Source organism: Alteromonas salexigens (assembly GCF_025628895.1).
GTDB classification, from domain to species: domain Bacteria; phylum Pseudomonadota; class Gammaproteobacteria; order Enterobacterales; family Alteromonadaceae; genus Alteromonas; species Alteromonas salexigens.
In genome coordinates, this window is sequence record NZ_JAOTJC010000006.1 from 321,535 (window position 1) to 336,460 (window position 14,926).

The 14,926-nt window shown below is 49.7% G+C and carries 15 protein-coding genes; 6 read left to right on the forward strand and 9 right to left on the reverse strand.

What is annotated here, in order from left to right:
• Nucleotides 1–3: 3 nt before the first annotated feature.
• Together wrbA and arsC are read right to left on the reverse strand one after the other, a co-directional pair.
• Nucleotides 4–609: an NAD(P)H:quinone oxidoreductase gene (gene wrbA, locus OCL06_RS05545; protein ID WP_262992748.1), complete on the reverse strand. Its 606-nt coding sequence runs from the start codon at nucleotides 607–609 to the stop codon at nucleotides 4–6.
• Nucleotides 609–962 (reverse strand): arsenate reductase (glutaredoxin), encoded by a 354-nt coding sequence (gene arsC, locus OCL06_RS05550; protein WP_262992749.1) that lies wholly within the window; start codon nucleotides 960–962, stop codon nucleotides 609–611. The genes wrbA and arsC overlap by 1 nt, the downstream gene beginning before the upstream one ends.
• 97 nt (nucleotides 963–1,059) lie before the next feature.
• Between arsC and OCL06_RS05555 the strand changes: the two genes are divergently transcribed.
• A complete protein-coding gene (locus tag OCL06_RS05555; RefSeq protein WP_262992750.1) occupies nucleotides 1,060–1,575 on the forward strand; it encodes a TlpA family protein disulfide reductase in 516 nt (171 codons plus the stop codon).
• Here OCL06_RS05555 and bepA read toward each other — a convergent pair.
• Entirely contained in the window at nucleotides 1,561–3,027 is a 1,467-nt protein-coding gene (bepA, locus tag OCL06_RS05560) for a beta-barrel assembly-enhancing protease (protein WP_262992751.1), read from the reverse strand. The genes OCL06_RS05555 and bepA overlap by 15 nt on opposite strands.
• Nucleotides 3,028–3,270: 243 nt before the next feature.
• Between bepA and OCL06_RS05565 the strand changes: the two genes are divergently transcribed.
• Nucleotides 3,271–4,347 carry an AI-2E family transporter gene (locus tag OCL06_RS05565; RefSeq protein ID WP_262992752.1) on the forward strand — a complete coding sequence of 359 codons (1,077 nt, stop codon included), beginning with the start codon at nucleotides 3,271–3,273 and terminating at the stop codon, nucleotides 4,345–4,347.
• Nucleotides 4,348–4,578: 231 nt separating this feature from the next.
• Here OCL06_RS05565 and bcp read toward each other — a convergent pair whose 3' ends face one another.
• Nucleotides 4,579–5,049: a thioredoxin-dependent thiol peroxidase gene (gene bcp, locus OCL06_RS05570; RefSeq protein ID WP_262992753.1), complete on the reverse strand. Its 471-nt coding sequence runs from the start codon at nucleotides 5,047–5,049 to the stop codon at nucleotides 4,579–4,581.
• Complete coding sequence (locus tag OCL06_RS05575; RefSeq protein ID WP_262992754.1) at nucleotides 5,027–5,590, reverse strand: glycine cleavage system transcriptional repressor; 564 nt, start codon at nucleotides 5,588–5,590, stop codon at nucleotides 5,027–5,029. The genes bcp and OCL06_RS05575 overlap by 23 nt, the downstream gene beginning before the upstream one ends.
• A gap of 227 nt (nucleotides 5,591–5,817) precedes the next feature.
• Here OCL06_RS05575 and dapA point away from each other — a divergent pair, with 227 nt between their 5' ends.
• From dapA to OCL06_RS05595, 4 genes are all read left to right on the forward strand, one after another.
• Nucleotides 5,818–6,702, forward strand: a complete 885-nt coding sequence (dapA, locus tag OCL06_RS05580) for a 4-hydroxy-tetrahydrodipicolinate synthase (protein WP_262992755.1) — start codon at nucleotides 5,818–5,820, stop codon at nucleotides 6,700–6,702.
• Between the two features lie 12 nt (nucleotides 6,703–6,714).
• Entirely contained in the window at nucleotides 6,715–7,818 is a 1,104-nt protein-coding gene (gene bamC / locus OCL06_RS05585; RefSeq protein WP_262992756.1) for an NlpB/DapX family lipoprotein, read from the forward strand.
• A 12-nt stretch (nucleotides 7,819–7,830) separates the two neighbouring features.
• Entirely contained in the window at nucleotides 7,831–8,544 is a 714-nt protein-coding gene (gene purC, locus OCL06_RS05590; RefSeq protein WP_262992757.1) for a phosphoribosylaminoimidazolesuccinocarboxamide synthase, read from the forward strand.
• Nucleotides 8,545–8,654: 110 nt separating this feature from the next.
• Complete coding sequence (locus OCL06_RS05595; protein WP_308445995.1) at nucleotides 8,655–9,515, forward strand: DMT family transporter; 861 nt, start codon at nucleotides 8,655–8,657, stop codon at nucleotides 9,513–9,515.
• A gap of 175 nt (nucleotides 9,516–9,690) precedes the next feature.
• Here the strand turns inward: OCL06_RS05595 and yfaE are convergent, their stop codons facing one another.
• The 4 genes from yfaE to ubiG all read right to left on the reverse strand — a co-directional run bounded on the left by yfaE (nucleotide 9,691) and on the right by ubiG (nucleotide 14,622).
• The gene (gene yfaE / locus OCL06_RS05600; RefSeq protein ID WP_262992758.1) at nucleotides 9,691–9,963 is read right to left on the reverse strand and encodes a class I ribonucleotide reductase maintenance protein YfaE; all 273 of its coding nucleotides are present in this window, start codon (nucleotides 9,961–9,963) and stop codon (nucleotides 9,691–9,693) included.
• 10 nt (nucleotides 9,964–9,973) lie between these two features.
• Nucleotides 9,974–11,104, reverse strand: coding sequence for a class Ia ribonucleoside-diphosphate reductase subunit beta (nrdB, locus tag OCL06_RS05605; RefSeq protein WP_262992759.1), 1,131 nt, complete (start codon nucleotides 11,102–11,104; stop codon nucleotides 9,974–9,976).
• A 67-nt stretch (nucleotides 11,105–11,171) separates the two neighbouring features.
• Entirely contained in the window at nucleotides 11,172–13,493 is a 2,322-nt protein-coding gene (gene nrdA / locus OCL06_RS05610) for a class 1a ribonucleoside-diphosphate reductase subunit alpha (RefSeq protein ID WP_262992760.1), read from the reverse strand.
• Between the two features lie 424 nt (nucleotides 13,494–13,917).
• Entirely contained in the window at nucleotides 13,918–14,622 is a 705-nt protein-coding gene (gene ubiG / locus OCL06_RS05615; protein WP_262992761.1) for a bifunctional 2-polyprenyl-6-hydroxyphenol methylase/3-demethylubiquinol 3-O-methyltransferase UbiG, read from the reverse strand.
• Nucleotides 14,623–14,926: the final 304 nt, after the last annotated feature.

The window sequence follows — 14,926 nt, forward strand, 5'->3', positions numbered from 1 at the left end:
GGATCACTTTACCTCTTGATGGCTGGAAGATAATTTGTTGGCTAGCTCAGCCAGCCGTTGGCCCTGGGCCTTACACAATGACTTTTCGTGTGCGGTCAGCCGGGTCTCGTTGTTGTGCGCCACGTGTGTTACTCCATACGGTGTGCCACCTGATTGGGTTTCATGCAACGCCGGTTCAGAATAAGGCAAACCGCAAAACACCATACCGTGATGAAGCAAGGGTAGCATCATGCTGATCAGCGTGGTTTCCTGACCCCCATGCATACTCGACGTGGACGTGAAAACACAGGCGGGTTTATTAATGAGAGCACCGCTTAACCACTGTTGGCTGGTACCATCCAGAAAGTGCTTGAGCGGGGCCGCCATGTTGCCAAACCGGGTAGGGCTGCCTAACGCCAAACCACTGCACCGAGCAAGTTCGTCTACCGTGACATAGGGCGGTCCACTTTCTGGCGGCGGTGGCGGGGCGTCGCCAGTATAGCTGGTTAACGCCGGTACGGTGCGCACCCATGCGGTGGCACCGGTCTGCTCAACGCCCTGTGCAATAGCATCAGCCAGTTGGCGGGTAGAGCCATTGCGGCTGTAATATAAAACCAGTACAGGTGCCACTAGATAATTTCCAGTACAGCTTCGGGAGGCCGGCCAATGCGGGCTTTATCATCATTAATCACGATAGGTCGTTCAATCAACTTTGGATAGGCCGCCATGGCAGCGAACAGTGCGTCATCGCTGCTGTCAGTTTTACTCAGACCGGCGTCTTTGAACTCCGCTTCTTTGGTTCGCACCATTTCGATCACCTGTTGTTGCGGCAATTTTGAAAATATCGCCCGCAATGATTCTTCGTCCAAAGGGGTTTTCAGGTATTCAAGTACGTTCGGCACGATCCCGTGCTCTTGTAATAACGCGAGAGTCTGACGGCTTTTTGAACAGCGCGGATTATGAATGAGGGTAATGCTGGACATTTTCTGTTCCGTTTGCTGATATAACCCGCAAGGCGGGCAGAGTTAAAGATAATGCACGGACTATTGCGTGTTTATGCATGTTGATCAAGAGGTAACGATGAGATTTACGGGTTTACGTGTTAACCAGCGCGGACAGTTCCGCCCTGCCATTATTATCATTCTACTGACGGCAGCACTGGTTACCGGCGTGGCCAGCTGGCAGGCATTACAGCATGATTTCAGCACCCTGGATGGGGAAAACCACCGCTGGTCAGATTATGAAGGGCAGTGGGTAGTGGTGAACTACTTTGCTGAATGGTGCGCACCATGTTTACGTGAAATTCCAGAGCTGGTCGAATTCAGCCGCACTGCACCAGCCAATACCGAGCTGTTTGCGGTCAGCTACGACCCGCTGACCAAGGATAAACTGTACGCGTTGAAAGACCAGTACCAGATTGACCTTCCCCTGGTAGTACCGGATGCCGAGCTAGTCTTGCCCATGCAGAAGCCGCCGTATCTGCCGGCCACTTTTATTATCGGCCCGGATGGCCAGGTGCGGAAAACCCTGATGGGTGAAGTCAGTGAAGCGTTGCTACACGAGACTTTACAACGCCTGCAATCACAGCCGCTTTAAACGATCTTCCTGGTCCCGTAACTGCTTAATGCGGGCCCGGATCCGCTGCTTAACCAGATGGTCATCGCCGGCAAAATTATACGCGTACTGCAGTTCATCCACGGCTCTGGAGTAGGCACCATACAACGCAAATACTTCGGCTTTGGCCTGATGCATATCACCAAATTGCTTAGCCTCACGATGGGCTTCGGCCAGCAGCTGGTAGGCCAGTTCATACTCAGGATTAACCAGCAAGTAATCTTTAAGCACCTGGGTAGCAGTACTGTACTGGCCCCCTTGTATTAACGCGTTGGCGTAGTTTAAAGCCAGCACTGTATTACGCGGCGTCAGCGACATATGTGGTTCAAGCCGGGAGATAGCTTCTTTATGCAGGTCTTCGGCCAGTGATATGTCTGTGGCAGCGTCGAGGTAGAATAAGTTCGCCGGATCGTCCTTTAACAGAGTATCAATGATGATGTCTCTGGCTTCGGCATAGTTCTCATTGCGCATATGGGCCAGCCCCAGACCATACATTGCCGCTTCTGCGTGCGGATAATCGCCGCTATCCACGGCCGCCTGGAAATGTTCCAGGGCGTAGTCCGCATCAAAGGAGTAGCGGGACACGATCCGGGCTTTTGCCAGATGAAAGCTTTTAACCGGTCGAATTCGTTTATCCGGGTAATCCGCCGCCCGGGAGCGGGCATCGGCGACCCGGGTTTCTGTGAGAGGGTGGGTCAGCAGCCTGGCCGGCGGGCGTGAGACCATTCGGTATTCTTCGGCCATGGTGGAGAAAAAGCTGGCCGCAGCATTCGGGTCGAAGCCGGCACGAGCCAGCATTGCGATGCCTATGCGGTCGGCCTCCTGCTCATTCGACCGGGTGTAGTCAATTTGCAATTGTGCAGAGGCCGCTGAGCCAGCCTGCATTGCCGCAATCCCGGCCTGAGGGCTAGCCATGGCCAGTAATACGCCGCCCAGCATGGAGGCAATAGCAATGGGCGTGGCACGCTGCTGAGCTTGCATACGCCGGGCAATGTGGCGTTGGGTAACGTGGGAAATTTCGTGGGCCAGCACCGACGCCAGTTCGCTTTCGTTATCGGCTCGGCGGATCAGTCCGGCATGCACACCGATATGACCCCCAAAAAATGCAAAGGCATTAATGGCATCATTATTCACCCAGAAGAAGGTGAACGGGAATTTGGCGTTTTCCGCATGTACCACCAGGCGATTGCCCAGATCCTGTAAATATTCATCCAGAATGGGATCGGATATAAGCGGGGCCTGACCGCGCATTTGACGCATGACTGCGTCACCTACCATCATTTCTTTGTCCAGCGAAATCGCCTCAGAAGCGACCACGCCAATCTCTGGGAGCGTATTTTTATTCGAAAAACTGGAGTCCTGAGCCACGGCTGCCAGGCTGAAAGCCAATCCAAACAGGCAAGCGGTGAGTCCTTTACGCGCGAATACTTTCATTACACCTTCGTCTTGTACGTACAACAAAGCTTTGCGACTTAGAGCCGCGAATGGCCGCAACAGTTTCAAACTTTATCGTATAAATTGGTCGTTGTGCCGCAGCAGATGGTTTAATAGTAAAGCGGCAACGGTTGAATGTCATCTACAACCCGCTGATACGTAAGTACGGGGAATGTTGCTCACTCAGGGCAATATACCCTATGATGCTCGTCCATTATTTGGTTTATACGCAGGAAACTTAACATGCTGAATGTAGTTGGTCGCTGGTACCGACGCAAATTCTCTGATCCCGATGCGGCCATGCTGCTCATTCTTATCGTCTTCTCTACCGCCATCCTCCTGCTCTGGGGAGAACTGATCATGCCAGTGTTGGTGGCGGCTGTTATCGCGTATCTGCTGGACTGGCCGGTGTGTCGGCTGGTAAATGTGGGTATGGGACGGAGTATCGCTTCTACGATTGTGCTGCTGGCGTTTCTTGCGGTCACAGTGGCAATGTTTATTGGTCTACTGCCAATCATCACAAAGCAAAGTGTGAATCTCATTCAGGAAACGCCGGTTATCTGGCAGCAGGCTCAGGACTGGATCCTAACGCTGCCCGATAAATACCCTAAGTATGTGCAGGTGTATCAGATCCACCAGATGATGGAAGGGTTAAACGACAAACTGGTAGAGGTAGGGGAAAGCCTGATTTCAGCCTCTTTCAGTAATATTGCCAATGTGGCTGCGCTGCTGGTTTACCTTATTCTGGTGCCGCTGATGGTGTTCTTTATGCTGAAAGACAAATTGTTTTTCCTGGCGAACATCTCGAAAATCCTGCCTAAAGAGCGCCGTCTGATTTCCCAGGTTGGCCATGAAATGAATGCTCAGATAGCGAATTACATTCGCGGTAAGGTTATTGAAATTCTTATCGTGGGTGCAGTGTCGTGTGCCACGTTTGTATTGATGGATCTCCGGTACGCGATATTGCTCGGTGTATTGGTGGGCCTGTCAGTGCTTATTCCTTATATCGGGGCCGCAGTGGTAACCATCCCGGTTGGCATTGTAGCTATGTTTCAGTGGGGAATTTCGCCGGAATTCTGGTACCTCATGATTGCGTACGGCATTATTCAGGCGCTGGATGGCAACCTGTTGGTTCCGGTGTTGTTTTCTGAAGCGGTGAGCCTGCACCCGCTTTATATCATTATAGCTGTGCTGGTATTTGGTGGCTTGTGGGGGTTCTGGGGCGTGTTTTTTGCCATCCCGCTGGCTACGCTGGTAAAAGCGGTGATTACGGCCTGGTCTGGCAATCCGGCACCGCTACCCGAAACGACTGAGGTCTGACCGGGAAGCGCAAAGACACCCCTGGACGTCTCGCTGCTGGCTGGCGCGAACTAATAGATAAGGCGAGGTAGCTAATTCGTGTTACCGGCGCCGCCAGTAACGGTTATGCGTAACTTTGTGCTTATATATATGTATTTACTAAACGAAGCTTTATGTAAGCATTGGTAAGCGACACAGTGACCACAAAAAAAGCCCGCAACTTGCGGGCTTCTTCATGTAATGAATAAGGGGTTAGCTGTTTTGTGACAAGTAGTCCAGCACTACAATGTGGTGCTCTTTGGTTTTGAACTTGTTAAACACGTGTTCAATTTTTCCCTGCTCATCAATCAGAAAGCTCAGACGGTGAATACCATCGTACTCTTTACCCATAAATTTCTTCGGCCCCCATACCCCGAAAGCATCGGCAACAGCATGGTCTTCATCTGACAATAAAGTAAAATTGAGGTTTTCTTTCTCTATGAATTTCGGCAAGCGTTTAACCGCGTCAGGACTGATCCCCAATACCACCACATTTTGCTTCTCCAGCTCTGACTGGATATCCCGCAGGCCTTGTGCCTGCACAGTACAACCCGGGGTCATCGCTTTGGGGTAAAAATAAACCAGCACTTTTTTACCGGCAAAGTTACTAAGAGCAACCTCGTCGCCGTTTTGATCCGGAAGGGTAAACTGTGGGGCGTTATCACCAGCTTGTAACGTTTTCATCAGAATCCTTATTGTATTTGTCTTTCACTTTGCCACTGACAGCTAACTTTTCAAACAGTGACGTAAGGGAGGTTTTCAATTCATCAAAGTCTACAGAATCAGGTACGTTTACCACAAACTTGCAGCGCATCATTTCCTGCCCTGTTTGTTCATCCTGAAATGTACGCTGACGGAAAGCGCTGATTGATGAGTGTCGTTGGGCGAAAAAGCCCGTGACTTCTTTTATTTGCCCGGCAGTATCCTCACCACTGAATTCCACATCAATCAGGTGGGCCAGATTCTGCTTCGCGTGGTGGCTCGTTCGCTTCATCATAGACAGCAGGTTAAGGCGCTGACAGAGTGGCGGTATAGTACACTCAGCCTTAGTAATGGCCGGGTGAGTCCCTTCCAGAATCATGGTCAGTGAGAATTCCTGCCCATAAATGGCCTGTCGACTGTCAAGGATGTTGCACTGAGCTTCAGAAACGGTGGCAGCGATCTCACTGAGAATACCGCTGCTGTCTGTGCCCAGGATTGTCACGATAAGTTGTTGCTTTGCCATGAGTCATGCGTCAATTCTGTTCAGAAACAGATGGTATCACAGAGTAAATTTTGACTGCCACTATGAGTTAATATTCAGTCCCGGCGATACTTTACCGGATAACATCAGCACCAGGGCCCTCAGGCTGAAGGTTTTTACACCCGTTTAATTGCGTGTTCGGGCATCTCTCTGCTTGTTTTTACGCCGTGACATATTTACCATGTGCGCTCACAAATTGCGGAGAGATTATGTTTACTGGCAGCTATGTAGCACTGGTCACGCCGATGATGGATAACGGCGACATCGATTACCCGGCCCTCGAAAAACTGGTTCAGTTCCACATTGATCACGGTACGCATGGTATTGTGTCGGTAGGAACCACCGGCGAATCAACCACGCTGCCATTTGATGAACATGTGCAAGTTGTAAAACAAACAGTGAAGATGGCGCAGGGCCGCATCCCCGTCGTGGCCGGTAGCGGCGCAAACTCTACGGCCGAGGCAATTTTTCTTACGGAACAATTGGCCGATGCCGGTGTTGACGGCTTCTTGAGCGTAGTACCTTACTACAATAAACCCCAGCAACGGGGCATGATCGCCCACTTTACTGCCATTGCAGACGCCTCAGACTTACCAATTATTCTTTATAACGTACCAGGCCGCACAGTGGCAGACATGCTGCCTGAAACGGTGGCAGAACTCGCTACCCACAATAATATTGTTGGTTTAAAAGATGCTACCGGCGATATTGCCCGCCTGAAACAAACTCAGCCTTTGGTCCCCGATAACTTTGTGATGCTAAGTGGTGATGATGCCACCAGTTGTGAGTTTTTGTGTGAGGGCGGCCATGGTGTCATCTCGGTGACCGCCAATGTGGTGCCGGAGGCGATGGCGAAAATGTGTGATGCGGCCTTACAAGGTGATTTCGCCACCTGCAAAGAAATTGACAACACCATAAATGAGCTGCATACCGGTCTGTTTATCGAGCCCAACCCTGTTATGCCCAAGTGGGCATTGTATAAAATGGGTATGATGAGAACCGCTCATTTGCGATTACCTATGGTAGCGCCGGAACTTGCAAGCAAAAATCAAATCGAAGCAATACTAAAAAAATACGCATTGATTGCTGGTTAATAAGGATCCCCGATGAATAAAACCCTGGCTTTAGTGAGTGGCCTGACCGTACTGGCCCTTACAGGTTGTGCAAGCCAACAGGACCGTAAAGCGGCTTCTGGTAGTTTTGACTATGTGAAGGCGCAAGATAATGCGCCTGTTCAAATACCTGAGTCGTTAGACAAACCTGAATTTTCCGATGAGTATGCTTTACCAGAAGTGGGTGAGCAGGCTGATCCTGATCTGGTGGGCAAGAAGTTAGTGGTTCAGTCACCGGCATTGGTTATGCCGCTGGTCACCGGGTCGCATGTCGAAGAAGGTGCCAAGCGGGCGATGGTATGGTTCGATCAGGTGGATGACAGTCAGCCGTTAGATAAAGCCATCTGGAACTCGCTGCTTAGTTTTCTGGACCAGCAGGGCATAGGTGTGGATACCTTTAACCCGGAAGAGGGAGTGCTTATCACCGACTGGATGGTCATTGGCAAAGAAGAAGACAGTAGTTGGTACGACTGGAGCGAGTCTGAAGAGCAGGTAGGCCGCCGGTTCGAGTTTTCCATGGAGAAAAAACCACACGGGCGAACCGCAGCGCTGATGGTAGAACTGAAAGACTATATGGCCACCCGCGGCGATGACGTCACCGCAGACCTTAACGACTTGCAGGAACGTCGCGAAGAAGTTGATATTCTGAATCAGGTGATCAACCACTATGAATACCAAATTCAGCTTGAAGACAGCCGCCGTATAGCCCGTATCCGTCAGGGGTTGAATATTGAAATGGGTTTCAATCCGGATGGTGAGCCTGCTTATGTGGTCGCGGCAAAATACGATGTTGCCTGGCCCCGCACGTTGCTGGTACTCAGAAAACTTAATTTCGACGTGAAAGATCTGGACAAGTCTACTGGCCTGTTATTCGTAACATACAATGGTACCGATGACGGGTGGTGGAATAACCTGATTGGTAGCGATGAAGAATTGCTGGAAGAGGGCGATTACAGATTACAACTTAACGAGCTGTCAGCAGATAAAACCTCTATTACCTTCATGAACGATGAGAGTGAGCCTTTTGACGCCAAACAGGTGTCTGAATTGTTTGATGCGTTCGCGCAGGTAATGTCGGAAGATAACCTGGATATATAATTGAGAGTCACCATGCAAAAACGTGAAGAGCTTTACCGCGGCAAGGCCAAAACTGTTTATTTTACTGACGACAGCGAAAAGCTAATCCTGCATTTTCGTAACGATACGTCGGCTTTCGATGGTGAAAAAATTGAACAGCTTGAACGCAAAGGTGAAGTGAATAACAAGTTTAATCACTTCATTATGACCAAACTGGAAGAGGCAGGCATTGCCACCCAGGTTGAGTCTCTGTTATCTGACACGGAGTCGGTTGTTAAGAAGCTGGATATGATCCCGGTAGAATGTGTGGTTCGCAATGTGGCGGCCGGTTCACTGGTTCGCCGTCTGGGCGTTGAGGAAGGGATGGCGCTTGAGCCGCCCGTGTTCGAGTTTTTTCTGAAAAACGATGCGCTGCACGATCCCATGGTTAATGATTACCATATTGCCTCGTTCGGCTGGGCGACCGCCGACCAGGTTGAGAAAATGAAGGCACTCACGTTTGAAGTGAATGCGGTTCTTAAAGCCCTGTTCGATGCTGCCGGTATGATCCTGGTCGATTACAAACTGGAATTTGGCGTGGATGCCAACGGTAATATCGTTTTAGGCGATGAGTTCACGCCGGACGGGTGTCGTCTGTGGGACAAAGAAACCCGCAAGAAAATGGATAAAGACAGATTCCGTCAGGGTTTAGGTTCGGTCGTTGAAACCTATATCGAAGTGGCTGAACGACTCGGTCTGAAACTATAAACAAAAAAAGGGCCGACAGGCCCTTTTTTTAGCACTGTCTGTTGGTGGCATATACCGGCTGGCATGATGTTTTTACTTTCTATTACCCACCACCGTACAAAGGACTTACCGTGAATGCTCACGTTTCTTCGCCCTCACGGATATCAATAGCCGGATTTACGTTACTGGCGATGCTGGCCTTTGCGGCCAATTCCCTGCTGTGCAGGATGGCATTGGTGGAAAGCGCGACGTCGCCAGGCATGTTCACTGCAATCAGGCTGGCAAGTGGCGCTTTACTGTTATTATTGCTGGCCCAGCGTAAACCCGGCTCAGTGACCCACCAGGGCAGCTGGAAGGGTGCCGGGGCGTTATTCGTATACGCTGCTGCCTTTTCATTTGCGTATGTCAGCATGACCACCGGAACCGGTGCGTTACTGCTGTTCGGCGCAGTTCAGTTGACGATGATCGGGTATGGCTGGCTGCGAGGTGAACAACTAAGAGGCTGGCAAATTGCCGGTCTGCTGATGGCGTTGAGTGGCTTGGTAGTACTGTTGTTACCGGGTATAAGCCCGCCACCGTTAACTTCTGCATTCATTATGTTGGTGGCAGGCATAGCCTGGGGTACCTATTCCATACTTGGTAAAGGTGCGGTTTCTGGTCTCGCTGTGACTACTGGAAATTTCGTTTATTCACTGGTTTTTGTGGCGGCGTTGCTTGCAGTCATTCTGGCATTGGGTGACGCGCAATGGGATCTTAAAGGCGTGTTGCTGGGGGTGGGGTCGGGTGCCATCGCATCGGCGCTGGGTTATGCAGTCTGGTATTACGTTTTGCCGTACCTTTCTTCTACGAATGCCGCCACCATACAATTAAGCGTACCGGTGTTCGCAGTTCTGGCTGGGTGGCTATTTCTGGGCGAACCCATAACCGCACAAATTGTATTGTCTTCTGTGGCTATTTTAAGCGGTATAGCGGTAGTTATCCGCCGTCACTGAGCACAGGCTAGGTGTTGCAGCTTTCGGCAAAGGCTGTAGCTAACCCCAATCACAAACATAAAAATACCCAGAATTGCCACAACCCGCGCGTGGTTGCCGGTAAGGGAAAGGTTGCTGAGCTGGGCAGCGGGGGGGGACGAATAGAGATCTGTAAGCGCCGTACTACGAGAGAATGTTAAAGCGGAACTTTAATTTTCAGGGCAGACAGTGGCACACAACAGCATGGTAAAATCTCATCGTCGTCGATAAATGCCAGTGGGTCGGTGGTGTAATTGACTTCGCCGTCGAGAAGCTTGGTGCGGCAGGCACCGCAAAAGCCTTCACGGCAGTGGGCATGCACCGGAATATTGTCGGCTTCCAGTGACTCCAGCAGTGTTTTGTCGGGGCGTGAATTAACGCACCCCACATCAACCACGTCGATGCGGAATGCGTCTTCGGTCTTACTCATTCACCCGGCGTTACAGCTCAAAATCTGCAAAGTCGTCTTCGCTGACGGCAGAGTCAATCTGGCCTACCAGATAAGAGCTTATTTCAGATTCCTGTGGCGCAACCTGCACGTTATCTGAGTTAAGGTAGTTGTTCATCCATGGTAGTGGGTTACTGGTAACATCGAACGGCATATCAAAGCCAATGGCTGACATGCGTTGATTAGCAATGTACTCAATATACTGGCACAGAATATCTTTATTCAGACCTATCATGGAACCATTCTGGAACAGATAGTCGGCCCATTGCTTTTCCTGGTCTACCGCGTTCATGAAGATAGCTTTGGCTTCTTCCTGACATTCCTCAGCAATTTGCGCCATATCCGGATCGTCTTTGCCCCGCGCCCACAAATTAAGAATGTGCTGGGTAGAGGACAGGTGCAGGTTCTCGTCACGGGCAATTAAACGGATGATTTTCGAATTACCTTCCATTAGCTTGCGTTCGGCAAAGGCAAACGTACAGGCAAAGGACACATAGAAGCGAATTGCTTCCAGCGCGTTGACTGAGTTCATGCACAGGAACAGCTTCTTCTTCAGTTCATACATGTTGATGGTATGAACCTCACCGTCTACGGTATGAACGCCTTCGCCCTGGGTTTGCCATAGCTGCGTGGCAAAGATCAAATCATCGTAATACTTGGAGATATCTGATGCACGACGTTTAATCTCGTCGTTTACCACGATATCTTCAAAGATATCACTGGGGTCAGAAAACAGGTTCCGTAAAATATGCGTGTAAGAACGTGAATGGATGGTCTCAAAAAACGACCAGGTTTCTACCCAGGTCTCCAGTTCTGGCAGCGACACGATAGGCAGGAACGCAATGTTCGGACTGCGCCCCTGTACTGAGTCGAGCAGTGTCTGGTATTTGAGGTTCGAAATGAAAATGTGCTTTTCCGGATCGGTTAGCTTTTGGAAGTCTACCCGGTCACGGGTGACATCCACTTCTTCCGGCCGCCAGAAAAAGCTGATTTGTTTCTCAATTAGCTTTTCAAAAATAGCATGTTTCTGTTGGTCATACCGGGCCACATTGACCGGGTTACCGAAAAACATTGGCTCAACCAGAGGGTTGATGCTTTGCTGATTAAATGTGGTGTATTTCATAATTACCCAACTGAGTTCAAAACAAACGCGTTAATGACTGAGGTTCCTGCTGTGGAAAGATGCGTGCTTAAATCTTGCACGCACCGCCTGCACAATCATCGTCCTCTTCTACGACAACTTCCTGCGCCTGAGGTTTTTGTTGTTGTGCTTTGGCCTCAATGGAGCTGGAATCAGCAGCACCGTCGCGGGTGTTATGATAATACAGCGTTTTCACGCCCAGTTTGTATGTAGTCAGCAGGTCTTTCAGCAACAGCTTCATGGGAACCTTGCCACCTTCGTATTTACTGGGATCGTAGTTGGTGTTGGCAGAAATGGTCTGATCGATAAATTTCTGCATTATGCCTACCAGCTGCAGGTAACCGTCATTTGAAGGAATATCCCACAGCAGTTCATATTGCTCCTTCAGATTTTCGTAGTCCGGCACAACCTGTTTCAGTACACCGTCTTTACTTGACTTAATACTGATGTGGCCGCGGGGCGGCTCAATACCATTGGTGGCATTAGAAATCTGTGACGACGTTTCAGAAGGCATCAGTGCCGACAACGTGGAATTACGCAGACCATGCGCTTTTATGTCAGCTCGCAGGCTTTCCCAGTCCATTTGCAGGGGTTCGTTACACACGCTATCGAGGTCTTTCTTATACGAGTCGATAGGCAGAATGCCCTGCGAGTACGTTGTCTCGTTAAATTTAGGACACGCTCCTTTTTCTTTCGCCAGGTTGTTCGACGCTTTCAGCAGATGATACTGCATGGCTTCAAACGTTTTATGTACCAGACTGTTAGCGCTGAAATCTGAATACTTCACGCCGTTCTTGGCCAGGTAGTAGGCGAAGTTGATTACGCCAACACCCAGGGTTCGACGACCCATAGTGGCATTGTACGCGGCAGGCACCGGGTAGTCCTGATAATCGAGCAGGCTGTCCAGTGCACGCACGGCCAGATCTGAAAGTTCTTCGAATTCGTCGAGAGACTTAATGGCACCAAGGTTGAACGCAGACAGGGTACATAGTGCAATTTCGCCTTCTTCGTCGTTAACATGCTCAAGCGGCTTAGTAGGCAACGCAATTTCCAGACACAGGTTACTTTGACGTACCGGTGCTACTTTAGGATCGAACGGACTGTGGGTATTACAGTGGTCTACATTCTGAAGGTAGATACGACCGGTGCTGGCACGCTCCTGCATAAACAGGCTGAACAGCTCCATAGCCTTAATTTGTTTCTTGCGAATGCTGTCATCGTTTTCATATTTTACGTACAGCTCTTCGAACTTCTCCTGGTCGGCGAAGAATGCGTCGTATAGGCCAGGCACATCAGACGGGCTGAACAAGGTAATGTAGCCGTCTTTCATCATGCGCTGATACATCAGTTTATTAAACTGCACACCATAGTCGAGATGACGAACACGGTTTTCTTCAACCCCACGGTTGTTCTTCAGTACCAGTAAGGATTCAACTTCCATATGCCAAAGCGGATAGAACAGGGTAGCAGCACCACCGCGCACGCCGCCTTGTGAGCAGCTTTTAACCGCTGTTTGGAAGTATTTATAAAATGGAATACAGCCTGTGTGGAAGGCTTCACCACCGCGAATGGGGCTGCCCAGGGCGCGGATACGGCCTGCATTTACACCGATACCGGCACGCTGGCTGACATATTTAACAATGGCGCTGGCTGTGGCGTTGATTGAATCCAGGCTGTCGCCGGTTTCGATGAGTACGCATGAGCTGAACTGACGGGTAGGGGTGCGCACGCCGGACATAATTGGCGTAGGCAACGACAGTTTGAACGTTGAGGTCGCATCATAAAAACGGCGGATATAGCTCATCCGCGTGTCTTTTGGATAGTTGGCAAACAAACACGCCGCTACCAGAATGTATAAGAACTGTGCGCTTTCATAGATGTCGCCGGTAACACGGTTTTGAACCAGATACTTACCTTCCAGCTGCTTAACAGCGGCATAGCTGAAGTTCATATCGCGCCAGTGATCGATATAGCTATCCATCTCGGCGAATTCTTCAGTGGTATAGTCGGTCAGCAGATGTTCGTCATACTTGCCCATGTCTACCATACGCGCGACGTGTTCATGCAGCGCCGGTGGCTCAAACTCACCGTAGGCTTTCTTGCGTAGGTGGAAGATGGCAAGGCGCGCAGCCAGGTACTGATAGTCAGGCGCTTCAGTAGAAATAAGGTCGGCTGCCGATTTGATCAGTGTTTCGTGGATTTCACTGGTATTAATGCCGTCGTAGAACTGAATTTGTGCCTTAATTTCTACCTGAGAAACTGAGACATTATTTAGCCCTTTGGCTGCCCATGTAATGACCTTGTGGATTTTTTCCAGATCGATAGGCTCTTTCTCACCGTTACGCTTGGTGACATATAAGTTATTATTCATTGGTACTGGCCGTTTGTGTTAGCGCTGGTAGCGAGGGCAGATGCGCCCGTTTTCTGTTCTTTACTTAAGGATATGGGGGTGCCCAGATCCTGTGCGATCTTTTTGGTTCCGTCACGTTGCACTGGCTATTTATTTGTGAGTTATTCAGCGTACGTGAGTGGCTCGGAATAACCACAAGATAGTGAGGTTTGCGTCTTAATGCAACCCAATATCTGGTGGTTAATCCAGCAGTTAAACCTAACGAATTTTTTGGTTAGTAGTGACTCACCTAAAAGGGGTTAACAAGCGTTTAGTAAGACAAATGCAAGCACTATTGGCGTAAAATAAATTTATATAAAACAAATTATTCCTAAACCATTATTTTTATATAAACACGATATATAGTGTGCGTTTGGCTCGCCTCATAGCACATATAGTGATTTTGTTAACCTTCAGAAACAGTGTGTAGCAGGTAATTTACATCCACGTTTTTGTCTGACAGGTAAAATGCCTGAGTTAGGGGATCCATATGTAGTCCGGTAATATGCCGACTGAATAAAGCCGCATTATCCGTCATGCGCATAAGCTCAGATGGTTTGATAAAGCGGCCATGCTCGTGGGTGCCTTTGGGCACCAATCCAAGTACATATTCGGCGCCCACGATACCCATCAGGTACGACTTAATATTGCGGTTCAGGGTAGAGAAAAATACATGGCCGCCCGGCTTCACCAGCTTAGCGCACGCGGCTACCACGGAAGCGGGTTCGGGCACGTGTTCAAGCATTTCCATACAGGTGACCACATCATACTTACCTGCATGGGAGTGTGCGAAGTCTTCAGCGGTACTCACCTGGTAGTCTACGGTTATACCCGATTCAAGGCCGTGCAAACGGGCCACTTCCAGTGAGCGTTCGGCCATGTCAATGCCTGTCACTTTGGCTCCGGCACGCGCCATGCTTTCTGCGAGTATGCCGCCGCCACAGCCAATATCCACCACCTGCTTATCAAACAACCCATCACAATGCTGGGCAATGAAATCGAGTCGCAATGGATTAATAGCATGAAGAGGTTTGAATTCACCTTCAGGATCCCACCAGCGAGAGGCAAGATCACCGAATTTATCAATTTCCTGTTGGTCGACGTTGGTCATAAAAAATCCGCAGATAGAGTAGGCGGCTGTGGTAGTGCCGCAAAAACATGATACGTCGCTAACATAGCGCAATTTACACCGTAAAGGCACTGTTGAAGTTGGGGTTTTGTATCACTTGCACGAAAAATGTGCGCTTGGCATTATCAGTAGGGGGATCGCCGCATTCAGCGCTACATTATTCGACGAACCGATGGTACACTCGATTGAATGACTCCCCCCATAATAAATTGCGCGTCGGCTATCAGAGGGGATGCTCTTGGTGACTTCCCGGCAGCGCAAAATGAACCGATAACAAGGGATTAAG